The sequence below is a fragment of the Mesorhizobium sp. WSM4871 genome (genome assembly GCF_055811295.1).
Map to the genome: position 1 here is coordinate 451,353 of NZ_JBVVPU010000001.1, position 23,533 is coordinate 474,885.

At 64.1% G+C, this 23,533-nt stretch carries 25 protein-coding genes; 16 read left to right on the forward strand and 9 right to left on the reverse strand.

Features of this window, described 5'->3' with window-relative positions; translation table 11 throughout:
- The first annotated feature begins 22 nt into the window (after positions 1–22).
- From AC0L2H_RS02255 to AC0L2H_RS02290, 8 genes are all read left to right on the forward strand, one after another.
- Positions 23–238, forward strand: a complete 216-nt coding sequence (locus tag AC0L2H_RS02255) for a hypothetical protein (protein ID WP_473588664.1) — start codon at positions 23–25, stop codon at positions 236–238.
- Entirely contained in the window at positions 235–2,328 is a 2,094-nt protein-coding gene (kdpB, locus tag AC0L2H_RS02260; RefSeq protein ID WP_473588665.1) for a potassium-transporting ATPase subunit KdpB, read from the forward strand. The genes AC0L2H_RS02255 and kdpB overlap by 4 nt, the downstream gene beginning before the upstream one ends.
- Before the next feature lie 12 nt (positions 2,329–2,340).
- Positions 2,341–2,910 (forward strand): potassium-transporting ATPase subunit KdpC, encoded by a 570-nt coding sequence (gene kdpC / locus AC0L2H_RS02265; RefSeq protein ID WP_473588666.1) that lies wholly within the window; start codon positions 2,341–2,343, stop codon positions 2,908–2,910.
- 54 nt (positions 2,911–2,964) lie between these two features.
- On the forward strand, positions 2,965–5,700 hold the full coding sequence (locus tag AC0L2H_RS02270) for a DUF4118 domain-containing protein (RefSeq protein WP_473588667.1): 2,736 nt from the start codon (positions 2,965–2,967) through the stop codon (positions 5,698–5,700).
- Complete coding sequence (locus AC0L2H_RS02275; protein WP_473588668.1) at positions 5,697–6,389, forward strand: response regulator transcription factor; 693 nt, start codon at positions 5,697–5,699, stop codon at positions 6,387–6,389. The genes AC0L2H_RS02270 and AC0L2H_RS02275 overlap by 4 nt, the downstream gene beginning before the upstream one ends.
- Positions 6,390–6,445: 56 nt before the next feature.
- Complete coding sequence (locus AC0L2H_RS02280; RefSeq protein WP_473588669.1) at positions 6,446–6,907, forward strand: PTS sugar transporter subunit IIA; 462 nt, start codon at positions 6,446–6,448, stop codon at positions 6,905–6,907.
- Positions 6,908–7,130: 223 nt separating this feature from the next.
- Positions 7,131–7,436 carry a hypothetical protein gene (locus tag AC0L2H_RS02285; RefSeq protein ID WP_473588875.1) on the forward strand — a complete coding sequence of 102 codons (306 nt, stop codon included), beginning with the start codon at positions 7,131–7,133 and terminating at the stop codon, positions 7,434–7,436.
- Between the two features lie 109 nt (positions 7,437–7,545).
- The gene (locus AC0L2H_RS02290; protein WP_473588670.1) at positions 7,546–8,022 is read left to right on the forward strand and encodes an NUDIX hydrolase; all 477 of its coding nucleotides are present in this window, start codon (positions 7,546–7,548) and stop codon (positions 8,020–8,022) included.
- 28 nt (positions 8,023–8,050) lie between these two features.
- Here AC0L2H_RS02290 and AC0L2H_RS02295 read toward each other — a convergent pair whose 3' ends face one another.
- The 5 genes from AC0L2H_RS02295 to AC0L2H_RS02315 all read right to left on the reverse strand — a co-directional run bounded on the left by AC0L2H_RS02295 (position 8,051) and on the right by AC0L2H_RS02315 (position 13,306).
- Positions 8,051–8,902, reverse strand: a complete 852-nt coding sequence (locus AC0L2H_RS02295) for a citryl-CoA lyase (RefSeq protein ID WP_473588671.1) — start codon at positions 8,900–8,902, stop codon at positions 8,051–8,053.
- Positions 8,899–10,119: a CaiB/BaiF CoA transferase family protein gene (locus AC0L2H_RS02300; RefSeq protein ID WP_473588672.1), complete on the reverse strand. Its 1,221-nt coding sequence runs from the start codon at positions 10,117–10,119 to the stop codon at positions 8,899–8,901. Before AC0L2H_RS02300 ends, AC0L2H_RS02295 begins: the two co-directional genes overlap by 4 nt.
- A 15-nt stretch (positions 10,120–10,134) precedes the next feature.
- Positions 10,135–11,658, reverse strand: a complete 1,524-nt coding sequence (locus AC0L2H_RS02305) for a tripartite tricarboxylate transporter permease (protein WP_107651145.1) — start codon at positions 11,656–11,658, stop codon at positions 10,135–10,137.
- Between the two features lie 4 nt (positions 11,659–11,662).
- Complete coding sequence (locus AC0L2H_RS02310) at positions 11,663–12,199, reverse strand: tripartite tricarboxylate transporter TctB family protein (RefSeq protein WP_473588673.1); 537 nt, start codon at positions 12,197–12,199, stop codon at positions 11,663–11,665.
- Positions 12,200–12,328: 129 nt separating this feature from the next.
- A complete protein-coding gene (locus AC0L2H_RS02315; protein WP_473588674.1) occupies positions 12,329–13,306 on the reverse strand; it encodes a Bug family tripartite tricarboxylate transporter substrate binding protein in 978 nt (325 codons plus the stop codon).
- Between the two features lie 197 nt (positions 13,307–13,503).
- Here AC0L2H_RS02315 and AC0L2H_RS02320 point away from each other — a divergent pair, with 197 nt between their 5' ends.
- Positions 13,504–14,277: an IclR family transcriptional regulator gene (locus AC0L2H_RS02320; RefSeq protein ID WP_473588876.1), complete on the forward strand. Its 774-nt coding sequence runs from the start codon at positions 13,504–13,506 to the stop codon at positions 14,275–14,277.
- Between the two features lie 24 nt (positions 14,278–14,301).
- On the opposite strand, the gene AC0L2H_RS02325 is transcribed toward AC0L2H_RS02320, so the two are convergent.
- The gene (locus tag AC0L2H_RS02325; protein WP_473588675.1) at positions 14,302–14,841 is read right to left on the reverse strand and encodes a GNAT family N-acetyltransferase; all 540 of its coding nucleotides are present in this window, start codon (positions 14,839–14,841) and stop codon (positions 14,302–14,304) included.
- Positions 14,842–15,114: 273 nt separating this feature from the next.
- On the opposite strand from AC0L2H_RS02325, the gene AC0L2H_RS02330 reads away from it, so the two are divergent.
- From AC0L2H_RS02330 to AC0L2H_RS02345, 4 genes are all read left to right on the forward strand, one after another.
- Positions 15,115–15,570 carry a DUF2214 family protein gene (locus AC0L2H_RS02330; RefSeq protein WP_473588676.1) on the forward strand — a complete coding sequence of 152 codons (456 nt, stop codon included), beginning with the start codon at positions 15,115–15,117 and terminating at the stop codon, positions 15,568–15,570.
- 173 nt (positions 15,571–15,743) lie between these two features.
- Positions 15,744–16,721: a tripartite tricarboxylate transporter substrate-binding protein gene (locus tag AC0L2H_RS02335; protein ID WP_473588677.1), complete on the forward strand. Its 978-nt coding sequence runs from the start codon at positions 15,744–15,746 to the stop codon at positions 16,719–16,721.
- A gap of 66 nt (positions 16,722–16,787) precedes the next feature.
- On the forward strand, positions 16,788–17,249 hold the full coding sequence (locus tag AC0L2H_RS02340; RefSeq protein ID WP_473588678.1) for a tripartite tricarboxylate transporter TctB family protein: 462 nt from the start codon (positions 16,788–16,790) through the stop codon (positions 17,247–17,249).
- Between the two features lie 9 nt (positions 17,250–17,258).
- Positions 17,259–18,767, forward strand: coding sequence for a tripartite tricarboxylate transporter permease (locus AC0L2H_RS02345; RefSeq protein ID WP_473588679.1), 1,509 nt, complete (start codon positions 17,259–17,261; stop codon positions 18,765–18,767).
- 1 nt (position 18,768) lies between these two features.
- On the opposite strand, the gene nth is transcribed toward AC0L2H_RS02345, so the two are convergent.
- Entirely contained in the window at positions 18,769–19,587 is an 819-nt protein-coding gene (gene nth, locus AC0L2H_RS02350) for an endonuclease III (protein ID WP_473588680.1), read from the reverse strand.
- Positions 19,588–19,609: 22 nt separating this feature from the next.
- Here nth and AC0L2H_RS02355 point away from each other — a divergent pair, with 22 nt between their 5' ends.
- Complete coding sequence (locus AC0L2H_RS02355) at positions 19,610–20,104, forward strand: DUF2244 domain-containing protein (RefSeq protein ID WP_473588681.1); 495 nt, start codon at positions 19,610–19,612, stop codon at positions 20,102–20,104.
- 1 nt (position 20,105) lies between these two features.
- On the opposite strand, the gene AC0L2H_RS02360 is transcribed toward AC0L2H_RS02355, so the two are convergent.
- Positions 20,106–20,591 carry a hypothetical protein gene (locus AC0L2H_RS02360; protein WP_473588682.1) on the reverse strand — a complete coding sequence of 162 codons (486 nt, stop codon included), beginning with the start codon at positions 20,589–20,591 and terminating at the stop codon, positions 20,106–20,108.
- 83 nt (positions 20,592–20,674) lie between these two features.
- Complete coding sequence (locus AC0L2H_RS02365) at positions 20,675–21,490, reverse strand: class I SAM-dependent methyltransferase (protein WP_473588683.1); 816 nt, start codon at positions 21,488–21,490, stop codon at positions 20,675–20,677.
- Between the two features lie 115 nt (positions 21,491–21,605).
- Here AC0L2H_RS02365 and AC0L2H_RS02370 point away from each other — a divergent pair, with 115 nt between their 5' ends.
- Entirely contained in the window at positions 21,606–22,511 is a 906-nt protein-coding gene (locus tag AC0L2H_RS02370) for a methylated-DNA--[protein]-cysteine S-methyltransferase (RefSeq protein WP_473588684.1), read from the forward strand.
- A gap of 113 nt (positions 22,512–22,624) precedes the next feature.
- A complete protein-coding gene (locus AC0L2H_RS02375) occupies positions 22,625–23,533 on the forward strand; it encodes a ribokinase (protein WP_473588685.1) in 909 nt (302 codons plus the stop codon).

The window sequence follows — 23,533 nt, forward strand, 5'->3', positions numbered from 1 at the left end:
GCCCCCACCTCGGATAAACATCATGTCCTGGCTCAACATCATGCGTCGCAAGGCCCGGCCCCGGGCCGACAATGAGGGGGAGGCAACTCCCCCTCCCTTCCCGACCATCTCCACCTTCCTCGGCCTTGCGGCAGTCATGATCGTGATCTGGCTGCTGGCCTACGGGCCGCCGCATCTTTTTTCGGCATCCGATCGATCGGCGCCGTCCAACAACATTGATACTGGAGCCACCAAATGAGCCAGTCCAAATCCGCCAGCATCATGGATGCCCGCATATTGTGGCCCGCCATCGGCGGGGCCTTCAGGAAACTGAATCCGCGCACCCTGATCAAGAACCCGGTGATGTTCGTCGTCGCCATCGTATCGCTGCTCACATCGGTCCTGTTCGTCCGGGATCTTCTGACCGGCGGCGGCGATTTCGGCTTCACGCTGCAGATCATCATCTGGCTGTGGTTCACCGTGCTGTTCGCCAACTTCGCCGAAGCGGTGGCCGAGGGCCGCGGCAAGGCGCAGGCCGACTCGCTGCGCAAGGCGCGCACCGAGACCCAGGCCAAGCTTCTGACCGGCGACGACCGCACCAGGTTCAAGCTGGTGCCCGGCACCGGCCTGAGGGTCGGTGACGCGGTGCTCGTCGAGGCCGGCGACATCATCCCGTCGGATGGCGAGGTCATCGAAGGCGTCGCTTCCGTCAACGAGGCGGCGATCACCGGCGAATCGGCGCCGGTCATCCGCGAATCCGGCGGCGACCGTTCGGCGGTGACCGGCGGCACCCAGGTCCTGTCCGACTGGATCCGCGTGCGCATCACCGCGGCCTCCGGCCATACTTTCCTCGACCGCATGATCTCGCTCGTCGAGGGTGCTGCGCGCCAGAAGACGCCCAACGAGATCGCGCTCAACATCCTGCTTGTCGGCATGACGCTGATCTTCGTGCTGGCCACCGCGACGATCCCGAGTTTTGCCGCCTATTCCGGCGGCTACATCTCGGTCACCATGCTGGTCGCGCTGTTCGTCACCCTGATCCCGACCACGATCGGCGCCCTGCTTTCGGCCATCGGCATCGCCGGCATGGACCGCCTGGTGCGTTTCAACGTGCTGGCCATGTCGGGCCGCGCCGTGGAAGCCGCGGGCGACGTCGACACGCTGCTGCTCGACAAGACCGGAACGATCACGCTCGGCAACCGCCAGGCCACGGAGTTCCGCCCGGTCAAAGGCGTCACCGAGCAGGAACTGGCCGATGCCGCGCAACTCGCCTCGCTCGCCGACGAAACGCCCGAGGGCCGCTCGATCGTTGTGCTGGCCAAGGAAAAATACGGCATCCGCGCCCGCGACATGGCAACGCTGCATGCCACTTTCGTGCCCTTCACCGCGCAGACCCGCATGAGCGGCGTCGATATCGACGGCTCGTCGATCCGCAAGGGCGCCGTCGATTCGGTTCTTGCCCATGTCAACCAGTCGATATCGGCCGGCAGCGGCGCCCGCCCGGCCAGTGACGCCATCCGTGACCTGCAGGCGATCGCCGACGAGATCGCCAAGTCCGGCGGCACGCCGCTGGCGGTCGAGCGCGACGGGCACCTGCTTGGCGTCGTCCACCTCAAGGACATCGTCAAGGGCGGCATCCGGGAACGCTTCGCCGAACTGCGCAAGATGGGCATCCGCACGGTGATGATCACCGGCGACAATCCGATGACGGCGGCGGCGATCGCCGCTGAAGCCGGCGTCGATGACTTCCTCGCCCAGGCGACGCCCGAGGACAAGCTGAAGCTGATCCGCGACGAACAGGCCAAGGGCAAGCTGGTCGCCATGTGCGGCGACGGCACCAACGATGCACCCGCCCTTGCCCAGGCCGATGTCGGCGTCGCCATGAACACCGGTACGGTAGCCGCGCGCGAAGCCGGCAACATGGTCGACCTCGACTCTGACCCGACCAAGCTGATCGAGATCGTCGAGATCGGCAAGGCGCTGCTGATGACGCGCGGCTCGCTGACGACCTTTTCCATAGCCAACGACGTGGCCAAGTACTTCGCCATCATCCCGGCCATTTTCGCCGTCTTCTACGTCGCGCCGGGGCAGACATCGGGCCCGCTGCAGGCGCTCAACATCATGCATCTGGCGACGCCGCAGAGCGCCATCCTGTCGGCGATCATCTTCAACGCTCTGATCATCATCGCGCTGATCCCGCTGTCGCTCAGGGGCGTCAAATACCGCGCCATCGGCGCCGGTGCGCTGCTCAGCCGCAACCTTCTCGTCTACGGCCTCGGCGGCATCATCGTGCCCTTCGTCGGCATCAAGCTGATCGACATGATCATCACCGCCGTCGGCCTCGCATAAGGAACCATGTCCATGCTCAATCAAATCAGACCCGCGATCGTCATGATCGTCTTTTTCACGGTGCTGACCGGCCTCATCTATCCCCTGGGCATGACCGGCATCGCCCAGGCGCTGTTTCCCAGCCAGGCCAATGGCAGCCTGATCGAGAAAGACGGCAAGGTTGTCGGTTCCGAACTGATCGGCCAGGCTTTCGCCAGCGACCGCTATTTCCACGGCCGCCCGTCGGCTGCCGGTGACGGCTACAACGCCGCCTCCTCGAGCGGCTCGAACCTCGGGCCGACCAACGCCAAGCTGATCGACCGCATCAAGGGCGACGCCGAGAAGCTGAAGGCTGAAAACCCGGGCGCGCCGGTGCCGATGGACCTCGTCACCACATCCGGCAGCGGCCTCGATCCGCATATCAGTCCCGAAGCCGCCTACTTCCAGGTCGCCAGGGTGGCCAAGGCCAGGGGCGTCGATGAAGCAAGGATCAAGTCGCTCGTCGACAGCCACGTCGAGAGCCGCGAACTCGGCTTCATGGGCGAGCAGGTCGTCAACGTGCTGGCGCTCAACCTCGCGCTGGACGAGGCCACGAAGCAGTGAATGGTGGCGGTCGGGGTCGACACCCTCCCCGGCGCCGTCCATATCTAGGATCAAATGCCAGAGGACAGCCGCACCGATAGCAGACCCTCTCCCGACGCGCTGCTCGATCACGCGGAGCGCGAGGAGCGCGGTCGTCTGAGGATATTCCTGGGCGCGGCGCCCGGCGTCGGCAAGACCTATGAAATGCTAATGGCGGGCCGCGCCAGACGGGCCGACGGGATCGACGTGGTGATCGGCATTGTCGAGACGCACGGCCGCAAGGAAACCCAGGCGCTGGTCGAAGGCTTTGAGGTCATCCCGCGCCATCAGGTCGACCACAGGGGCCGCATGCTGGACGAGATGGATATCGACGCCATCCTCGCCCGGCGCCCGGCGCTGGTCCTCGTCGACGAGCTCGCCCACACCAACGCCCCCGGCAGCCGTCATCCCAAGCGCTATCTCGACGTCCAGGAGATCCTGACGCATGGCATCGACGTCTACACGACGCTCAACGTCCAGCATGTCGAAAGCCTGAACGATGTCGTGGCCCAGATCACGCGCGTGCGGGTGCGCGAAACGGTTCCCGATTCCATTATCGACCAAGCCGATGACATCGAGATCATCGACCTCACCCCCGACGACCTGATCAAGCGGCTGAGGGAAGGCAAGGTCTACTTTCCCAACACCGCCCAGCGTGCGATCGAGAACTATTTCTCGCCAGGCAATCTGACCGCGCTCAGGGAACTGGCGCTGCGCCGCACCGCCCAGCGTGTCGACGAGCAGTTGCTGAACCACATGCAGACACACGCCATCCCCGGACCCTGGGCGGCGGGGGAAAGGGTTCTCGTCTGCGTCGACGCGCGTCCGGGCGGGGCGGCTCGCGTCCGCTATGCGCGCCGGCTGGCCGACCGGCTCCGCGCCCCCTGGACGGCGCTTCATGTCGATACCCCTCGTTCGGCCGGCATGTCCGAGGAGGACAAGGATCGGCTGGCGACGCTGCTGCGCCTTGCCGAGCAGCTCGGCGCCGAGGTGACGACCATTCCGGGTCAGAACGTCGCGCAGGACATCGTTCGCCATGCGACCGCGAACAACTTCACCCATATCGTGATCGGCAGGCCAACCCGGTCGCGCTGGCGCGAACTGATCGAAGGCTCGCTCACCTACGATCTCATCCGCAATGCCGGCGACATCAGCGTCCATGTCATTTCGGGGACCGATCGGGGCACCGACGCTGCGTCGAGGAGCGTCAAGGCGGCAACCGAGCAGACGCAGTTCGAGGTATGGCCCTATCTCAAGGCCACGGCCTATGTCGCCGGCTCGCTCGGCGTCAGCGCGGTTCTCGATCAGTTTCTCGACGTCCGCAATCTGGCGATCATCTTTCTCATCGGGGTCCTGGCGTCAGCGGTGACCGGCGGTCTCTGGCCGGCTCTGTATGCCTGCCTCGCCAGCGCCCTGGCCTTCAACTATTTCTTCCTGGAACCACGCTACACGCTGACGATCCAGGATCCGGAGAGCATCGTTGCGCTGGCTGTCTTCCTGGTTGTTGCCGTCATTGCCAGCAATCTGACGGCGAGCGTGCAGCGTCAGGCGGTCGCCGCCCGCTCGCGGGCACGGGCCACGGAAGACATCTATCTCTTCTCCAGGAAGCTCGCCGGCGCCGGCACGCTTGACGATGTGCTCTGGGCCACGGCCTTCCAGATCGCCTCGATGCTGAAGCTGCGCGTGGTGCTGCTTTTGCCCGAGGACGGTTCGATCACCGTCAAGGCCGGCTATCCGCCCGACGACACGCTGGCCGAGGCCGACATCGCAGCCGCCCGCTGGGCCTGGGAGCACGATCGCCCCGCGGGCCGTGGCGCCGACACACTACCCGGTGCAAAGCGCCTCTATCTTCCCTTGCGCACCGGCCGCACGGCGGTCGGCGTCATCGGCCTCGACAATGACAAGCAGGGGCCGCTGCTGACGCCCGAGCAGCAGCGTCTCCTCGACGCTCTCGCCGACCAGGCGGCGGTTGCCATCGAACGCATCCAGCTTGTCGCCGATGTCGACCGGGCCAAGCTCGCCGCCGAGGCGGACCGCCTGCGCTCGGCATTGCTGACCTCGATTTCCCATGACCTGAAAACGCCGCTCGCCGCCATCATGGGGGCTGCCGGAACGCTGAGGGAGTTCGCGCCCGCACTTCCCGAGCAGGACCGGACGGAGCTTTTGTCGACGGTGCTCGACGAATCCGAACGGCTGAACCGGTTCATCGCCAATCTGCTCGACATGACCAAGATCGAATCCGGCGCGATGGAACCGAACCACGCCTTCCACTATGTCGGCGACATTGTCGGCTCCGCCCTGCAAAGGGCGAAGAAGATCATCGGCGAGCACAAGACCGAAATCGACATCCCGCAGAACCTGCCGATGCTGAAGCTCGATCCGGTGCTGTTCGAGCAGGTGCTTTTCAACCTCCTCGACAATGCCGCGAAATACGCGCCGCCAGGGTCGACGATCCGCATGCGGGGCTGGGCCGACAACGGCTCCGTCGTCCTGCAGGTCATGGATGAGGGGCCGGGTATCCCTCCGGCGGATCTGGAGCGAATTTTCGACACATTCTACCGGGTGCGCAAGCGCGATCAGGTCCAGGCCGGCACCGGGCTCGGCCTGTCGATCTGCCGCGGCTTCATCGAGGCGATGGGCGGGACTATAGCGGCGGCAAACAGGACCGACCGCGCTGGCGCGGTGTTCACCATCCGGATGCCGGTGCCGACGGAACTGCCCCTCATAGGCGATCAAAATGGGGGCGATCCCAGCGTGGACGACTTGGCATGACACATTCGAACGTCAACATATTGGTCGTCGATGACGAGCCACCGATCCGAAAACTGCTCCGGGTCGGCCTCGGCAGCCAGGGCTATGCGGTCAGCGAGGCGCCGAACGCCAAGGCGGCGGTCGAACTGGTCGAAACGGAAAAGCCCGACCTGATCCTGCTCGATCTCGGCCTGCCCGGCATGGGCGGCCATGATTTGCTGCGCAAATGGCGCGACGATGGCCTCGACATTCCGGTGGTCATCCTGTCCAGCCGCACCGATGAGTCCGGCATCGTCTCGGCACTGGAACTGGGCGCCGACGACTACATCACCAAGCCATTCGGCATGAATGAACTTGTCGCGCGCATCCGCGTGGCGCTCCGTCACAAGTTCCAGCAGCAGGGCGAGAAGCCGGTGTTCCATACCGGCGATCTCACGGTCGATCTGGTGAAACGCATCGTCAAAGTCGAGAACAGGGAGATAAAACTCTCGCCGAAGGAATACGACATATTGCGCCTCCTCGTGCAGCATGCGGGCAAGGTGCTCACCCACCAGTTCCTGTTGAAACAGGTCTGGGGCGAGTCGACCGACGTGCAGTATCTCAGGGTCTATGTCCGCCAGCTCAGGCAGAAGATCGAGAAAACGCCCGACCAGCCGCGCTATATCACCACCGAAACCGGCGTCGGATACCGCCTGCGCGAAGTCGAGTGAGCGGGCGTCAAAGTGCTCCCAATCCTGTTCTGCATCGCCAATCAGATGAGAACGAGATGAGAGTCGCCGAATTCCTCCGGCCAGAAAGCGTGGTCATTGACCTCGCGGCCAAGTCGAAATCGCGTGTTCTTCAGACTATGTCCGCCAAAGCCAGCGAGGCGCTCGGGATTGAAGAAAGGCCGATACTGCAAGCGCTTGTTGACAGGGAAAAACTCGGTTCCACGGGCATTGGCGAGGGCATCGCCATTCCACATACGCGTGTGGCGGGCGTGGTCCATCCATTCGGTATGCTTGCCCGGCTGGGCAAGGCGATCGATTTTGAGGCCGTCGACGACATTCCGGTGGACATCGTCTTTCTGTTGCTGATGCCGAGCGAAAGCAGGAAGGATCATCTGAACGCCCTTGCCTGCGTGGCTCGCCAGCTGCGGTCGCACGAGGTTTTGAAAAAAATCCGCAGTGCTACAAGCGCGGACGAATTGTACGCAGCCGTAATTCTCCAGGCGGATTCGCCCGAATGAAAGAATGAATGCCTAGTCGCGCAACACCGAGACGCTGGCTCGCCGCTGAAGCCGGTCAACGAGATGGAAAGCCGATCGGACAGCCGGCACATTAGAATTGACGAATGTTAAGTCCTCGCGGCAGGCGCGCATCGATCCCGCTGCGACCGGACCTTAACCATGGCATCGGCGGACAGACGCCCTATATTAAGGGCTGTCTCTCCATGGCGCGGGAATGAACGCAATGTCGCAGCCTCGTATTTCAACGATTTTCATGTCGGCACTGCTGGCAATGGGCGTGTTGTCGGGCGCAGCTTCGTCCGTCGCGGCACAGACCGTCAACTCCGCCAATCGCAACACGCTGATCCAGCAAAACGACTTGCAGATATTGCAAAACAGGCTGCAGCGGCAGCAGTATCAGCAGCAGCAGCAGCAGTTCCGTGCCCAGGATCGCCAGATCGTGCCACAACAGCGGCCGGTGGTGCCGCAGGTGAAGCCGAGTTGCCAGTTGCAGCCGTCGGGCAGCAGTTTTGTCAGAACGTGCCGCTGACAGGCTGGCGTTTTTCATTTATTTAGCCGACTTATTGATTTGAGGCGCCGCCCAGCTTAGCGAACCGCATCGGTTTCACTGGGGAACCGCCTTCATCGGATCGTGGGGAATGGCAATCGCCAAAAAGAAGGCCGTACGCAAGGCAAGGAGGGGCGAGAGGATCCGCCAGGTCGCGGCTATTCCCTTTCGGCTGAACGGACACGGCAATGTCGAGGTAATGCTGGTCACTTCGCGCGCGACCAGGCGCTTCATCGTGCCCAAGGGTTGGCCGATGAAGGGCAAGAGCGGGCGCAAGGCAGCCGCCATCGAGGCGCAGCAAGAAGCCGGGGTGACCGGCAAGATGCTCAGGCAACCGGCCGGCACCTATTCCTATTGGAAGCGGCTTGAAAACCGCTTCGTGCGCGTCGACGTCATCGTCTATTTGCTGGCGGTGACGGAGGAACTCGCCAACTGGCAGGAAGCGGAAAGCCGGCAACGCGCCTGGCTGGCAGCGGAAGACGCGGCGATGCTCATCGACGAACCCGAGCTGTCGACGCTGTTGAGAGACCTGGAGATTCCGGAACCACCCTCAGAGCCGGCCCTCTGACTGAAGCAACGACACATAAGGCCGCGCCTCACCGACCCTCTTCATCCACTCCGGGAAAAGCCCGTACCGGCGCCCCGGTGTAAGCCCACAGCCACTCGCGCGGCAACGGGCCCTTGTTACGGTCGCTCTGCTGCGACTGCTCCCACGCATGCGCCAGGATGCCGACCGAGCGCGACAGCACGAAAAGCCCGCGTGTCAGCGGCGGCGGAAAACCGAGTTCGCCATAGATAACGGCAGTGGCGCCGTCGATGTTGAGCGGGATCTTCTTGCCCTTGCGCCGCGCAACCTCGGCCTCGACAGCCTCGGCGATGTCGGCAAAGCGCCCGCCGACGACGCCGCGCGCAGCAAAATCGCGGGTCACTTCAAGCAAGCGCGGCGCACGCGGGTCGACCGGATGGAAGCGGTGGCCAAAGCCCGGCACATAGCCCTTGTCCTCGGCGAAGAAACGATCGAGCCGCACCGAGACGGCATCGGCAAGCGTCGATCCTGCATCCTGCGCCGCGGCAATATCGCCGTAGAAGGCAAGCGCCTGCTCGCCGGCGCCGCCATGCACATCGCCAAGCACATTGATCGCCGAGGCCATGGCGCTGTTGATGCCGACGCCACAGGTGGCCGCCATGCGGGCAATGGCGATCGACGGCGCCTGCGGCCCATGGTCGACCGCCGCCCCGAGTGCGATGCCAAGCAAGGCAGCCTGCTCCTCGCTGGGCAATTCGCCGCGCAGCATCAGCCAGATCATCGCCGGGAAGCTGACGCGGCCGATCAGATCCTGGATCTCATAGCCGCGCAGCCGGATCACGCCGGGCCGCATTTCGATGATGTCGGTCTGCCACCATTCCTCGCCACGCTCGCGCCCGGTCTTTTTTTCCTCGCCGCTCATGCGCGCGCCCCATCCTTGGCCCGCGACCCATTCTTGGCCCGCGACCTTGTCTGAGCACGTGGCGGCAGGTCCGAAAAGACCTCGTCCATATGTTCGCCGAGCGCCGGCGGCGGCCTGACCGGTAACGGCGCCACCCCGTCGACCATGAAGCCGCCGCGCACGACGGTCAGCGGCCGGTCCATGCCAGGCATACCATCGAAACGAGTGGTCATGTCGCGCAAGGTCACTTGCTGCTCCTCGAGCACCTGCGGGATCGTCAGCACCCGGCCCGCCGGCACGCCCGCGCGATTGAGCTTCTCCTCCCAGACGGCAGCCGAGGCGCTGGCCAGCGCGTCCTCGATCAGCACCTTCAATACAGCGCGATTGCGCTTGCGTGTCTCGCGCTCGGCAAAGCGCGGGTCCAACGCCAGCTCGGGCAGCCCGATCAGCCGGCAGAGCGAGATGAACTGCTCCTGCTTGTTGGCGGCGATGTTGAGCAGGCCGTCGCCGGTGCGAAACGCGCCGGAAGGTGCCGCCGTCATGTTCTCATTGCCCATCGGCTGCGGCTCGACATCGGCCGTGAGATAGTTGGAGACCGGCCAGCCGAGCGCCGAAAGCGTGCATTCGAGCATCGACACGTCGAGGAAGGCGCCCTCACCGCTTGTCTTCTGCTTCACCAGTGCCGCGGCGATGGCGAAGGCCCCGACCAGCCCGCCCAGCGTGTCGGCGACGGGATAGCCGACACGCAGCGGCGCCGTCTCCGGCGTGCCGGTGATGCTCATAATGCCGGAAAGCCCCTGGATGATCTGGTCATAGGCCGGATTGTCGCGCATCGGTCCGGTCTGGCCGAAGCCCGATATCGCGCAATAGACGAGACTGGGCCGCACCTCTTTCAGACTGGCATAGCCGAGGCCCAGCCGCTCCATCACCCCCGGCCGGAAGTTCTCGACCAGCGCGTCCGCCGTGGCGACCAGATCGAGGAAGCGCTCGCGATCGGCTTCCTGCTTGAGATCGAGCATCACCGATCGCTTGCCGGCGTTCTGCGCCAGGAACGAAGCGCCCATCCCGGCCTCGTTGAGTTCGGGCGAAGCGCCGAGCTGACGCGCCAGATCGCCGCCTTGCGGCGCTTCGACCTTGATCACGTCGGCCCCGAGCAGCGCCAGCTGATAGGCGCAGTAAGGGCCGGCCAGGACATTGGTCAGGTCAAGGACGCGGATGCCGGACAAAAGCTCGGTCATGATCTCCCAAACAACTCAGGCATCGCCCGGCACATGCTCCGGCCCGCGCCGGCGCCGGTGCTCGATGTAAGCCCAGATATGCGGGCCGGCCAGGCCGATGAAGGCCAGTGTCAAGAGCGTCAGCGACAGCTTGTGCGTGTAGAACACCGACCAGTCGCCATTCGAGATCGTCATCGCCCGGCGGAACTGCGTCTCGGCGAGTGGCCCCAGGATCATTCCGATAATCACCGGCGCCGTCGGAAAATCGAAGCGTCGCATCAGGAAGCCGGCAGCACCCAGGAGATAGAGGATGACGAGATCGATCGGCGATTGCGAAATGCCGTAGGTGCCGACCGTGGCGAACACCAGGATGCCGGCATAAAGCTGCGGCGCCGGGATCTTCAAAAGCCGCACCCACAGCCCGATCAGCGGCAGATTGAGGACGACGAGGATGACGTTGGCGATGAACAGGCTGGCGATCAGGCCCCAGACGAGATTGGCCTGCGTCGTGAGCAGCAGCGGCCCGGGATTGATGCCGTAGCTCTGGAAGGCCGACAGCATGATAGCCGCCGTCGCCGAGGTCGGCAGGCCGAGCGTCAGCATCGGCACCAGGACGCCGGCGGCCGAGGCATTGTTGGCGGCTTCAGGGCCGGCGACGCCTTCGATGGCGCCGACCGTGCCAAACTCGTCCTTGTGCTTCGACAGCTTCTTCTCGATCGCATAGGACAGGAAGGTTGGGATTTCGGCGCCGCCGGCCGGCATCGCGCCGATAGGGAAACCGATGGCGGCACCGCGCAGCCATGCCTTCCACGAGCGTCCCCATTCGGCCGCGGTCATGTAGAGCGAACCTTTCAGCGGCACGATCTCGTCCTTGCCGGCATAGCGGCGCGAGGCCATGTAGAGCGTCTCGCCGACAGCGAACAGGCCGACCGCGACGATGATGACATCGACGCCGTCGAGCAGTTCGCCGATGCCGAAGGTAAAGCGCGGCTGCCCGGTCTGCAGGTCGACGCCGATCATGCCGATGACGAAGCCAGCGAACAGGCTGGTGAGCCCGCGCACCGAGGACGAGCCGAGCACCGCCGAGACGGTGATGAAGGCCAGCACCATCAGCGAGAAATATTCGGCCGGACCGAAGGACAGTGCGAACTTGACCACGACCGGCGCCAGAAAGGCGACGCCCAGCGTGCCAAGCGTGCCGGCAACGAAGGAGCCGATCGCCGAGGTGGCCAGCGCCGCGCCGCCACGGCCGGAGCGGGCCATCCTGTTGCCCTCGAGTGCTGTAACGATGGTGGCGCTTTCCCCCGGCGTGTTGAGCAGGATCGAGGTGGTCGAGCCGCCATACATGGCGCCGTAATAGATGCCGGCAAACAGGATGAAGGACGCTTCCGGCGCCACCTGGTAGGTGATCGGCAAAAGCAGCGCGATGGTCAGCGCCGGCCCGAGGCCGGGCAGCACGCCGATCGCGGTTCCGAGCGTCGTGCCGACCAGGCACCACATGAGGTTGACCGGTGTGAAAGCGATCGAAAATCCGTGCGCGAGTTGATTGAGGGTTTCCATCGCCTCACCCCCTGACCATCGCGATGATGGCGTTGATGGCGGCATTCAGCTGGTTCTCGATGAAGCCGGCGCCGATGTTGACGCCGAGCGCCCTGGCGAAGCCGAAATAGGCCGCCAGCGCCAGGATCAGCCCGAGCAGCGCGTCGCGCAGCGGACGCCTGCTGCCGAAGCCGTGGCAGATGAGAACGAACATGATTACCGAGGCGGCTGTGAAGCCGAGCGGGCGTATCAGCACCAGGTTGGCGACGAGCCCGGCGGCAACAATGCCCATCGCCTTCCAATCGGTCGGCGTCTCTTTCTCCTCCTCGGGCTGCCAGCCACCACGCAGGGCGGCCAGGATGAGGAGCAGGGAAAGGATCACCATGCCTGTCATGGTGATGTAGGGAAACACCGTCGGACCGACCTTGGAATAGAGCGGCGACACCGGGATCGCCAAGGTCTGCCAGGCAACGGCCGCGGCACAGGCCAGAAGCCCGATGCCGATCAGCAATTCGGGCACGGCAAGGCGTGGCGGGTGCGCCTGCTGGTCGCTGGTGCTCATGAATGTCCTCCCAGGATGGCCGGCATGCTCCAGCCGGCTTTCACCGCAGTCTCGCTTGCGATGGGACCACATGTCCATGCGGTTGGCGAAATGTCGAAGGGGCGGCGCAAGCCGCCCCTTCCGGGAAGATCAGGCGAGGCCGAGATCCTTGAGAATGGTCCCGATGCGGGCCGTATCCTCGGTGAGGAATTTGGCATAGTCGTCACCGGTGAGCAGGATTTGCGTCCAGTTGCGGTTCTTGCATTCGGTGGCCCAGGCCTCGCTCTTGGCCATGGTCTCGACAAGCGTGATCAGCGCCGCCTTGTCGGCGTCCGAGACGCCGGGCGGTGCGAAGACACCGCGCCAGTTGAACAGTTCGACATCGATGCCGGCCTCCTTCAGCGTCGGGGCGTCGATGCCGTCCTGGCGCTTGTCGGCCGAGATGGCGAGCAGCCTGAGCGCTCCCGCCTTGACCTGTTCGGAGAACTCGCCAAAGCCCGAGATGCCGGCCGCCACCTGGTTGCCGAGCAGCGCCGACAGCGCCTCGCCGCCACCGGCGAACGGCACGTAGGACAGGCTGGTTGCCGGAACACCGGCCGTCTTGGCGATGAGGCCGAACAGGATGTGGTCCGAGCCGCCGGCCGAACCGCCGGCCACCGGCACCTTGGTCGGATCGGCCTTGAGGGCGGCGACGAAATCGGCTGCGGTCTGGAATGGCGAGGCCGCCGGCACCACCAGCGCCTCGAACTCGCCCGTCAGCCGGGCGATTGGCGTGACCTCGGTGAGATTGTTGGCCGACTTGTTGGCGATGATGGCGCCAACCATGACCATCCCGGCAACCATCATCGAATTGCCCTTGCCGTTCCACTGGTTGATGAACTGCGGCAGGCCGACCGTGCCGCCGGCGCCACCGACATTGGTGATTTGCGAGCCGGAGATCAGCTTCTCACTGCGCAGCACCTGGTCCATCGTGCGTGCCGTCTGGTCCCAGCCGCCACCGGGCGCCGCCGGCACGAAGATCTGGACCTGCGGCGCATCCTGCGCAAAGGCGGGCGAGAGATGCAACGCTGCGAAACCGGCAGCACCCGCCGCGGCGGTGCTCGTCAAAAATCTGCGTCTGTTCAGCATGGGATTCCTCCAAATCACGACACCTCCTCCGGTGCCTGCCAGAAACGTAGCCTGAATTCAGACCCGCTCGGCAAAATTCTTGCTGATTTTATTGCGTTCTGTCAACAGGAACGCCATTCTTCTGGACAGAACGTTCTACGTAAGGCATGATCGTTCCGGTCCACCTGGCCGGAAATGAAATGAGAAACGTCGGACAGATGACGCAAGCACGATCCAGACCGGCGTCGACCGATGGCGTTGCCGCGCTCGATCGGGCGATCGCCATTCTCGACGCTTTCGCCGCGGCCGACCGGTCGCTCAGCCTGGCTGAAATCGCGGCGCGCACCGGCCTCTACAAGAGTACCATTTTGCGGCTGGCGAGCTCGCTATTGCGCGGACAGTTGCTGGAACGCCTCGACGATGGCCGCTACCGCGTCGGTCCGGCTACCTTCCGGCTCGGCACCCTCTACCAGCGTTCGGTGGTGGCGAGTGACGTCCTGCTGCCGATCATGCGCGACCTCGCCGACCGCAGCTGGGAAAGCGTTGCCTTCTATGTCCGCTCGGGCGATGTCCGCACCTGTCTCTATCGTGTCGAGTCCAAGCACCCCATTCGCTACACCATACGGGAGGGCGACGTACTGCCTTTGCTGGCCGGTTCGGGCGGACGTGTGCTGGCGGCATTTTCCGGTGAGCCGGGCGAGCCTTACGAAACGATCCGCGAAACCTATCACTTTCTGACGGTGGGCGACCGCGACCCTGAGACGGCGGGCGTGTCGGCGCCCGTGTTCGGACCGGGCCGCGTCCTGCTCGGCGCCCTGACGCTGGCCGGGCCCAGCACGCGCGTCGACACAGCCTTTCTCCAGCGCATGAAACGGCCGCTCATCGAAGCAGCCGCCCACGCCACCCGCGCGTTCGGCGAAGACGCTTCAGTGCTTGAACTTGCGGCCCGCGAGGCCGGCACGGAACGCGTGGAAAGCCTCAACTCCGCTTGACCAGCCTCACATGATGGCCCGGCCTCAGGGCCGCCGTTCCAGCAGGATCGTGGCGGCGTCGTGATAGGTGGTTCGCAGGACTTCCCGGTAGCCGCTTTTGGCCGCGACGTTGAGCGAAGCGGTATTTTCCGGATCGATGATGCATACGGTTCTGGCGCGCCCGAATGTCTCGTCACCCCAGGCAAGCATCCGCCCGACGACCTCGCTGGCCAAGCCCTGGCCATGCGCGTCGGGAGCCAGCGCCCAGCCCGCTTCCGGCACGCCCTCGATCGACGGCTCGATATCGCGCTTCAGATCATGAAAGCCGGCCTCGCCGATGAAGCGGCCGGTCGCCTTGTTCTCGATCGCCCAGAAGCCGTAGCCGAGCAGCGACCACAGGCCGGCATGGCGCAGGAAACGCATCCAGCTTTCCTCCCGCGTGCGCGGCTTACCGCCGACGAAACGGGTGACGGCCGGATCGGCCCACATGGCGACATAGCTGTCGAAATCATCCAGCCGATGCGCCCGCAGAAAAGTGCGCTCCGTCTCGATGACTGGCACGCCGGCTGCTTTCGAACTGCCCATAGGTCCCTCGCTGCGCCTGACCCGGAAAACCACTCCCGATCCTGGAAAGGATCATGCGTAAATTGAAAGTGGGCAGTGTTAGCAACTTGCTTGCGCCGAACAAGGGCCAAGACTCTGCAGATCGCCTTCCAGCGCGAAACCGACCGCAGGCAATGCCAATGCAAACGCCGACAGCCGACGCAAGCCCCGCTGGGAATTTTGCCGAACGATGCTACCTTTCGCAGGGGCTGATTCAGCGCATCGGCGCATACCGTCCGAGGGAGGAGAAAGCGCATGGACACCACCGATCTTGTGCTGGCCATCATCCATCATCTGCTGGTGTTTTCGCTGGCCGGCATCATCGGCGCCGAATTTGTCCTGATCCGCGGCGACTTGCCGGCAGCGACGCTCCGGCGCTTGGTCGGCATCGACCGCCACTATGGCATCATCGCCATGCTGATCATCATTGTCGGCGTCAGCCGCGTCCTTTACGGCCTCAAGGGCTGGGAATTCTACGTCTACAACTGGGTGTTCTGGGCAAAGATGGCGGCCTTCGCCATCGTCGGCCTCTTGTCGATCATCCCGACCGTCCGCTTCGTCTCCTGGAACAGGCAGGCAGTCGCAAATTCCGCCTTCGCCGTGCCGGCCGCTGAACTGGCCTCGGTGAAAACCTATGTTCGCGCCGAAGCCTTCGTTTTCCTGACGATCCCGGTCTTCGCCGCCGCGATGGCGCGCGGCTATGGCTACTAGATCCATGATCCCGAACCGACAATCCGCGCCCGCACGGTTGCGGATATCGGCAGTTTGCGGTTTGAGTCCGATTGCAATGTGCTAGCCTGCGCTAGTTGTTGTTTTATCCGCGGCAGGTGTCGAGAGGAACGCCGCGCAGCGGCTGGAAATTCATATCTTGGGAGGAAATCACGATGAGAAGATTTATCGCCGCTCTGGCTGCCGCCGCGGCCGTTACGCTTTATCCCCTGGCGGCGGGCGCGCAAACCTATCCCGAACGCAGCATTACCGTCGTGGTGCCGTTTTCGGCCGGCGGCCCGACCGACACGGTCACGCGCCTCGTCGCGGAAGCCATGTCGAAGGATCTCGGCCAGCAGGTCATCGTCGAGAATGTCGGCGGCGCCGGCGGCACGCTGGGCGCGGGCCGCGTCGCCAACGCCGAGCCGGACGGCTACACGCTGCTCCTTCATCACATCGGCATGGCGACAAGCGCCACGCTCTACAGAAAGCTCGCCTACGACACGCTGAATGCCTTCGAATATGTCGGCCTCGTCACCGAGGTGCCGATGACCATCGTCGGCCGCAAGGATCTCGAGCCGGCCGATCTGAAGGGGCTGGTCGACTACGCCAAGGCCAACAAGGACACCATCACCGTCGCCAATGCCGGGATCGGAGCGGCCTCGCATCTGTGCGGCATGCTGTTCATGAGCGCCATCGGCACGCCGCTGGTCACCGTGCCCTACAAGGGCACCGGCCCGGCCATGACCGATCTTCTCGGCGGCCAGGTCGACATCATGTGCGACCAGACCACCAACACCACCAAGCAGATCCAGGGTGGCACGATCAAGGCCTATGCCGTCACCTCGCCGCAACGCCTCGATGTGCTGCCGGACGTGCCGACGACGACGGAAGGCGGCCTTCCCGATGTGCAGGTCGGCATCTGGCACGGCCTCTATGCACCGAAGGGCACGCCGGCCGAGATCACCGAGCGCCTGTCGAAATCGCTTCAGGTCGCGTTGAAGGACCAGAATGTCGTCGCCCGCTTTGCCGAACTCGGCACCAAGCCGTCATCAGAGGCCGACGCCACGCCGGCCGCGCTGAAGGCCAAGCTGGAAGGCGAGATCACGCGCTGGAAGCCGATCATCGAAGCCGCCGGCCAGTACGCCGACTGAGGTCTTGAGACGGGGCGCCACCAGCGCCCCGTTTTCGCTTCGGTCACGCGCTCTGGGAGGAACGCCATGAAACCTTTTGCAATAGACAGGACCAACGGCCTGTGCGCCGTGCTGTTCATCCTGTTCGGCGCATTTTTCGCAGTTCAGTCGCTCGGCCTCGAAATCGGCACCGCCTTCCGCATGGGGCCGGGCTATTTCCCGCTGGTCCTGGCGATCGTGCTGATCCTGCTTGGCGCCATCATCCTTATCCAGGCAGTGCGCTTCGAGAGCGAGCCGATCGGCCATATTGCCTGGCGCGGCATGCTATTCATCCTGCCGGCCCCGATCTTCTTCGGCCTGACTGTGCGCGGCCTCGGCTTCATCCCGTCGATCTTCCTGACGGCGCTGATCGCATCCTTTGCCAGCGGCCGCATGAAGCCGCTGACCGCGCTCGTGCTGTCGATGGGCCTGACGCTGTTCGCGTTCCTCGTCTTCAGCTATGCGCTCGGGCTGCCGTTCCGGCGCTTCGGTCCATGGCTGGCATTTTGAGGCGCTGAGATGGAACTCCTCGATAATCTGGCGCTCGGTTTCTCCACGGCTACATCGCTGGCAAATCTCGGCTTTTGCCTGATCGGGGTGCTTCTCGGCACGCTGATCGGCGTTCTGCCCGGCATCGGCGCCACCGCCACCATCGCCATGCTCCTGCCGATCACCTTCCAGATCGGTGACCCGGTCTCCTCCCTCATCATGCTCGCCGGCATCTATTACGGCGCGCAGTATGGTGGTTCGACCACCGCCATTCTTATCAACATGCCCGGCGAATCCTCATCAGCCGTCACCGCCATCGACGGCTATCAGATGGCCAGGAACGGCCGCGCCGGCGCGGCGCTGGCGATCGCGGCGATAGGCTCGTTCTTTGCCGGCACCGTGTCGACCTTCCTCGTCGCCATTTTTGCCCCGCCGCTGACGGCGATCGCGTTGCAGTTCGGCGCGGCCGAGTATTTCTCGCTGATGATCGTCGGCCTCGTCTCGTCCGTGGCGCTCGCCCACGGCTCGATCGTCAAGGCACTGGCGATGGTCGTGCTCGGTCTGCTGCTCGGCATTGTCGGCACCGATATTTACACCGGCACGCCGCGCTTCACGCTCGGCATCCGCGAATATGCCGACGGGCTGAGTTTCGTCGCGGTGGCGGTCGGCGTCTTCGGCGTCGCCGAGATATTGCGCAATCTCGAAAACGAGCATGAACGCTCGGTGCTGATCCGCAAGGTCTCCGGCCTCATGCCGACCCGCGATGACTTTCGCCAAATGGCAGCGCCGATAGTGCGCGGGACGATCATCGGTTCGGCGCTCGGCATCCTGCCGGGAGGCGGCGCCATCCTGGCGGCCTTCGCCTCCTACACGGTCGAAAAGCGCGTATCGAAAAACCCGGCGGAATTCGGCAAGGGCGCCATCGCCGGTGTCGCCGGACCGGAATCGGCCAACAACGCAGGCGCCCAGACCTCCTTTATCCCGATGCTGACGCTCGGCATTCCGGCCAACCCGGTCATGGCGCTGATGATCGGCGCGATGATCATCCAGGGCATCGTTCCCGGCCCCAATGTCGCGACCGAACAGCCGGCGCTGTTCTGGGGCATTATCGCCTCGATGTGGATCGGCAACCTGATGCTGATCATCTTGAACCTGCCGCTGATCGGGCTCTGGGTAAAACTGCTCACCATCCCCTATTACGTGCTCTTCCCGATCATCATGGCGTTCTGCTCGATCGGCGTTTACAGCGTCAACACCAATGTCTACGACCTCTACGCCGTCGCCTTTTTCGGCTTCCTAGGCTATCTCTTGACCAAGCTGCGCTGCGAACCCGCGCCGCTGCTGCTCGGATTCGTGCTCGGCCCGCTGCTCGAGGAAAACCTGCGCCGCGCCATGATCCTCGCGCGCGGCGACCCAAGCACCTTCGTGACGAGGCCGATCAGCGCCGGCCTGCTCCTTGTCGCGCTCGCCGTGCTCGTCATCGTCTTCCTGCCCGCGGTCAAGAAGAAGCGTGAGGAGGTATTTGTCGAGGAGACTTAAGCTATATCGGGGCTTCGTCCGCCGGCCCGAGCGGCGCGATCTCGACCAGCGGCGCCGGGATGCTTGTCGTCTTCTCTTCGGCCTTGCAGATGTCGGCGATGACGCAGGCCGGACAGTCCGGCTTGCGCGCCTTGCAGACATAGCGCCCGTGCAAGATCAGCCAGTGATGCGCGTGGCGCATATATTCGTCCGGAATGATCCGCAACAATCCTTGCTCGACCTGTTCCGGCGTCTTGCCGGGCGCCAGACCAAGCCGGTTGCCGATGCGGAAGATGTGCGTGTCGACCGCCATCGTGTGCTGGCCGAAGGCCATGTTGAGCACGACATTGGCGGTTTTGCGCCCGACGCCAGGCAGCTTGACCAGTTGGTCGCGATCGTCCGGCACCTCACCGCTATGGTCGGCGATCAGCGCCTGCGACAAGGCAATGACGTTCCTGGCCTTGTTGCGCCAGAGCCCGATCGTTCTGATGTAATCGCCGACCTTGGCCTCGCCCAGCGCCAGCATCTTCTGCGGCGTATCGGCGACCTTGAACAGCGCCCGCGTCGCCTTGTTGACGCCGGCATCGGTGGCTTGTGCCGAAAGCACCACCGCCACCAGGAGCGTGAAGGCGTTGACATGTTCGAGTTCGCCTTTCGGCTCGGGTCGCTGCACGGAAAACCGCCGGAAAATCTCATGCACTTCAGCCGGGCTGTAGCTGGACCGCACCGGCCGGGGCCGCGGCTTGGCGTTCGAGCCGTCGCGCCGGCCGGGCGGCAGGTCATTTTTGGCTGTCGGGGAATTTTTGGGCATCGAAGATTTTTTGGACTTGGGGCTCGCCATTCCCTTCCTATAATATCCCGGCATGAGCGACACAAACGCCTCTTTCCAGGCCGACGAGCCATTCTTCCACGCCTTGCTGACGCCGCACCGCTCTCTCGGCCGCACCGGCTTTGCCGTGCTGATGGGCGCGCTGCTGTTCGGCTGGCTGGTCACCGGCGCGTTTTTCCTGTCGCGCGGCGCCTGGCCGGTGTTCGGCTTCTTCGGACTGGATGTGATTGCCATCTACATCGCCTTCCGCGCCAATTACCGCGCCGCCCGCGCCCGCGAGGAGGTATCGGTCTCGCGCACCAGCCTCGACATCCGCAAGACCGCGCCCTCTGGCAAATCGGAAGCGCACCGCTTCAATCCGTTCTGGGCGCGTTTTTCGATCGCCCGCCATGCCGAGATCGGCATCACCAGGATGACAGTGGAAGCACAAGGGCAAAACGTTCCGATCGGCGGCTTCCTCAACCCCGACGATCGCGAGAGCTTTGCCACTGCCTTTTCAAGGGCGCTGGCGACTGCCAAGGCGCGCTAGATTAGGTAACTGGCCGCTTCCAGCCATCGGCGTAGATAAGCCAAAAAATCAGACCAGCCACAGCGCCCAAGGTCGCGGTAAACAGCACGTCCGATGTTAGCTCCCAATACCCGCACAGCGTGCGCACACCATTTTCAATCACTTGACAGTTGGCAGTAGCGAAATTGGTGGTTGCATTCTTTGGCAAGAATTCTGGCGCTATATTAAACAGCGCACCGATTGCGGCCGCAAACCCTATCGTAACCCAAGGGGAAACGATTTTAAGCCAGTTCAGAACGATATAAAGCGGCAGACCAAAGAACAGTGCAAGAAGCCACGCCAGTAGGATTCCAAACTTCAGCCCTGTCCAGAGTTGATCAAGGTAGGAAAGCGCTTCATTTAGCCCGTTGTAAAAAACGAGCACGCAAAACTCCCGGAAAACCTCAATTGCTGCCGCGACAGGCGGTGCGAGCAGGAACGCAGCGGCGGCGCGTATATGCTGTTTCATTTCCGGTTGCCAAATCTGTCTGTTCCAGAAATGGATTTATTGCAGGGCAGAAGCCTGGTCGCAACCGGTGTCTTGAGGTTACCTCAGAACCGAAACCGCAACAGCCTGCCGACCCTGCGAAGAGCCGGAATGTGGCTCCAGAGGCGAAAGATCAGCCCTGCCAACCAGCTCACGCGCGCGGCGTGTTCGGGCTTGTAGGCCGTGGTTTCCTCCACCAGCCGCAGGCCGGGCACCGCCTGTTCCAATTCGCGCGAATCGTTGATGGCCCAGTGGAGTTCGGCTCCGGTGGCACGGAACGACGGGCTGAGACGCACGAACTTCAGACCCAGATCGCTGTAGGCGTCGCAGACAAGTTCGCCGCTGGCCAGATGCGACACAAGCCGCGAAAACAGTCTTGGACCCTCGTCGGCGGCGAGGTAGGGGGTCAGGCCCTCCGCCACGACCATGGCCGGACGGTCGCCAGGCACTTCGTCCAGCCAGCCCGGCTCGGTGACTGACGAAGCGATCAGGCGGTAATGGTGGCGCGCCGGATAGAGTTTGCGCCTGAGCTCGATCACTTCGGGATAGTCGACGTCGAACCAGTCTACGCCGGGTGGCGGATTGATGCGGAATATCCGCGTGTCGAGCCCGCAACCGAGATGCAGCACGACGGCGTTCGGGTTCTTCGCCAGAAAGACTGATGTCCAGTCGTCCAGCGTCTTCGCCCTGATCGCCAGACTGACGCCGAGATTGTCGTCGACCTTGAGTCTGGAGAAATCATAATCGATCTGGCGCACCGCCGCGTCAGCGAAATGATCCCTGAGCAGCGAGTTGGGCCGCCGGCTTTCCAGCGCCTTGCCATAGACGGTGATCAGCAGCGTCTCCTGCTCCTTGGTGAGATGCACCCTTTCGCCGGCCATGATGTGCCTCCTCAGCTCAAAGCCGACTCTATCTGGGTGTGGGCGGCGGGAAGGCAAGTTTCGGGTGGTGGCCAAGGACGGTAAGAACGATATTCCCGGTCAAGGAGATATTGCCATGAACGCCCAGATGACCATGAATACCCAGATGAAACCGTCAGCGATCTTGCAGAACGACATCACACCCGAAGGCGGCGACTATGAAGTCGTCCGGCGCGCCATCGAGAAGATCAGCCTCGATTACCGCGACCAGCCTTCGCTCGAAATATTGGCGGAGGAAGTCGGCGAGACGCCGACCGGCCTGCAAAAACTCTTCACCCGCTGGGCCGGCCTGTCGCCCAAGGCCTTTCTGCAAGCGGTCACGCTCGACCATGCGCGCAGGCTGCTCGATTCCGGCTTGCCGCTGCTCGAGACATCGTTTGAAGTCGGCATGTCCGGCCCCGGCCGGTTGCACGATCTCTTCGTCACCCATGAAGCGATGTCGCCGGGCGATTACAAGACGCGTGGCGCCGGCCTCACCATCCGCTACGGCTACCACATCTCGCCCTTTGGCGTCGCCCTGATCATGGTCACCGACCGCGGCCTTGCCGGCCTCGCCTTCAACGATGCCGGCGGCGAGCGCGCCGCCTTCGCCGACATGTCCAGCCGCTGGCCGAACGCGACCTATGTCGAGGACATGGCCGCCACCGCGCCCTATGCCGCGCGCATCTTCGATCCGGCGCTGTGGCGCGCCGACCAGCCGCTGCGCGTCGTCATGATCGGCACCGATTTCCAGGTCCGCGTCTGGGAAGCTCTGCTGCGCATTCCGATGGGCAAGGCCTGCACCTATTCCTCGATCGCCGCCCGCATCGGCGCACCGAGCGCAAGCCGGGCGGTGGGTGCCGCTGTCGGCGCCAACCCGATGTCCTTCGTGGTGCCGTGCCACCGGGCTCTCGGCAAGTCCGGGGCGCTCACCGGCTACCATTGGGGCCTGACCCGCAAACGCGCCATCCTCGGCTGGGAAGCGGGGCAGGTCGGATCTTGACGCCCTCGGACCAGACCGGGGCCTGATATTAGACCGCGTGGGATCATCACGCGCGGTCTGGCAAGCAGCGATCTTACAAGATAGCTTCCGGCGTATTCAGCAGGAGGCTTTTCTTGATCATCGTTGTCGGCTCGATCAATCTCGACCTTATCGCCAATGTCGACCGCTTGCCCGCACCCGGCGAGACGGTGCGCGGCTCCGGTTTCGCCACCGCACCCGGCGGCAAGGGCGCCAACCAGGCGCTGGCCGCCGCGCGCGCCGGCGCCAAAGTGCGCATGGTCGGCGCCGTCGGCAAGGATAATTTCGCCACTGAAGCGCTGGCGCTGCTCAGGGACGGCAAGATCGACCTGTCCGGCGTCGGCGAAACCTTTGCCTCGACCGGCATAGCCGTGATCATGGTCGGCGACGACGGCGAGAACGTCATCGCCGTCGTGCCGGGCGCCAATGATTCCGTTCTGCCAGGTGACCTGTCCAAGGCCTTCGTCAAAAAGGGCGATGTTATGCTCCTCCAGCAGGAAATCCCGCTCCAGACTGTCGATGCGGCGCTTGAGGCAGCGCGGGCAGCCGGCGCCATCACCGTGCTCAACACGGCGCCGTTCCGCGGCGAGGCCGCCCCTTTCCTCGGCAAGGCCGACTACCTCGTCGCCAACGAAACCGAATTCGACCTTTACGGCGAGGCCCTGTCGTTGAAAGGCCGCGACCGTCCGGCGCGGATGCGCGACTATGCCAAGAAAACCGGCCGCGCCATTGTCGTCACGCTCGGCGGCGACGGCGTGCTGGCCGCGACACCAGAGGATTTCCTGACCGTACCGGCGCTGAAGATCACCCCTGTCGACACGGTCGGCGCCGGCGATACGTTCTGCGGCTATTTCGCCGCCGGCCTGTCGTCGGGCGTGCCGCTCGAACAGGCGCTCGCCCGTGCCGCCATTGCCGGCTCGCTCGCCTGCCTGAAACCCGGCGCCCAGCCGGCGATCCCGCTGGTCAGGGATGTCGATGCCGCCTCGCGGAAATCGGCCAGCTAG

Excerpts from the sequence above, each read along its gene's own strand:
- AC0L2H_RS02295 (WP_473588671.1), bottom strand. The coding sequence starts at position 8,902 with ATGAGCGGCGAGGAAAAAAAGACCGGGCGCGAGCGTGGCGAGGAATGG.
- AC0L2H_RS02275 (WP_473588668.1), top strand. The coding sequence starts at position 5,697 with ATGACACATTCGAACGTCAACATATTGGTCGTCGATGACGAGCCACCG.
- AC0L2H_RS02325 (WP_473588675.1), bottom strand. The coding sequence starts at position 14,841 with ATGGGCAGTTCGAAAGCAGCCGGCGTGCCAGTCATCGAGACGGAGCGC.
- AC0L2H_RS02360 (WP_473588682.1), bottom strand. The coding sequence starts at position 20,591 with ATGAAACAGCATATACGCGCCGCCGCTGCGTTCCTGCTCGCACCGCCT.
- AC0L2H_RS02285 (WP_473588875.1), top strand. The coding sequence starts at position 7,131 with ATGTCGCAGCCTCGTATTTCAACGATTTTCATGTCGGCACTGCTGGCA.
- AC0L2H_RS02340 (WP_473588678.1), top strand. The coding sequence starts at position 16,788 with ATGAAACCTTTTGCAATAGACAGGACCAACGGCCTGTGCGCCGTGCTG.
- AC0L2H_RS02330 (WP_473588676.1), top strand. The coding sequence starts at position 15,115 with ATGGACACCACCGATCTTGTGCTGGCCATCATCCATCATCTGCTGGTG.
- AC0L2H_RS02290 (WP_473588670.1), top strand. The coding sequence starts at position 7,546 with ATGGCAATCGCCAAAAAGAAGGCCGTACGCAAGGCAAGGAGGGGCGAG.
- AC0L2H_RS02345 (WP_473588679.1), top strand. The coding sequence starts at position 17,259 with ATGGAACTCCTCGATAATCTGGCGCTCGGTTTCTCCACGGCTACATCG.
- kdpC (WP_473588666.1), top strand. The coding sequence starts at position 2,341 with ATGCTCAATCAAATCAGACCCGCGATCGTCATGATCGTCTTTTTCACG.
- AC0L2H_RS02370 (WP_473588684.1), top strand. The coding sequence starts at position 21,606 with ATGAACGCCCAGATGACCATGAATACCCAGATGAAACCGTCAGCGATC.
- nth (WP_473588680.1), bottom strand. The coding sequence starts at position 19,587 with ATGGCGAGCCCCAAGTCCAAAAAATCTTCGATGCCCAAAAATTCCCCG.
- AC0L2H_RS02320 (WP_473588876.1), top strand. The coding sequence starts at position 13,504 with ATGACGCAAGCACGATCCAGACCGGCGTCGACCGATGGCGTTGCCGCG.
- AC0L2H_RS02315 (WP_473588674.1), bottom strand. The coding sequence starts at position 13,306 with ATGCTGAACAGACGCAGATTTTTGACGAGCACCGCCGCGGCGGGTGCT.
- AC0L2H_RS02280 (WP_473588669.1), top strand. The coding sequence starts at position 6,446 with ATGAGAGTCGCCGAATTCCTCCGGCCAGAAAGCGTGGTCATTGACCTC.
- AC0L2H_RS02365 (WP_473588683.1), bottom strand. The coding sequence starts at position 21,490 with ATGGCCGGCGAAAGGGTGCATCTCACCAAGGAGCAGGAGACGCTGCTG.
- AC0L2H_RS02305 (WP_107651145.1), bottom strand. The coding sequence starts at position 11,658 with ATGGAAACCCTCAATCAACTCGCGCACGGATTTTCGATCGCTTTCACA.
- AC0L2H_RS02310 (WP_473588673.1), bottom strand. The coding sequence starts at position 12,199 with ATGAGCACCAGCGACCAGCAGGCGCACCCGCCACGCCTTGCCGTGCCC.
- AC0L2H_RS02255 (WP_473588664.1), top strand. The coding sequence starts at position 23 with ATGTCCTGGCTCAACATCATGCGTCGCAAGGCCCGGCCCCGGGCCGAC.
- AC0L2H_RS02270 (WP_473588667.1), top strand. The coding sequence starts at position 2,965 with ATGCCAGAGGACAGCCGCACCGATAGCAGACCCTCTCCCGACGCGCTG.
- kdpB (WP_473588665.1), top strand. The coding sequence starts at position 235 with ATGAGCCAGTCCAAATCCGCCAGCATCATGGATGCCCGCATATTGTGG.
- AC0L2H_RS02300 (WP_473588672.1), bottom strand. The coding sequence starts at position 10,119 with ATGACCGAGCTTTTGTCCGGCATCCGCGTCCTTGACCTGACCAATGTC.
- AC0L2H_RS02335 (WP_473588677.1), top strand. The coding sequence starts at position 15,744 with ATGAGAAGATTTATCGCCGCTCTGGCTGCCGCCGCGGCCGTTACGCTT.
- AC0L2H_RS02355 (WP_473588681.1), top strand. The coding sequence starts at position 19,610 with ATGAGCGACACAAACGCCTCTTTCCAGGCCGACGAGCCATTCTTCCAC.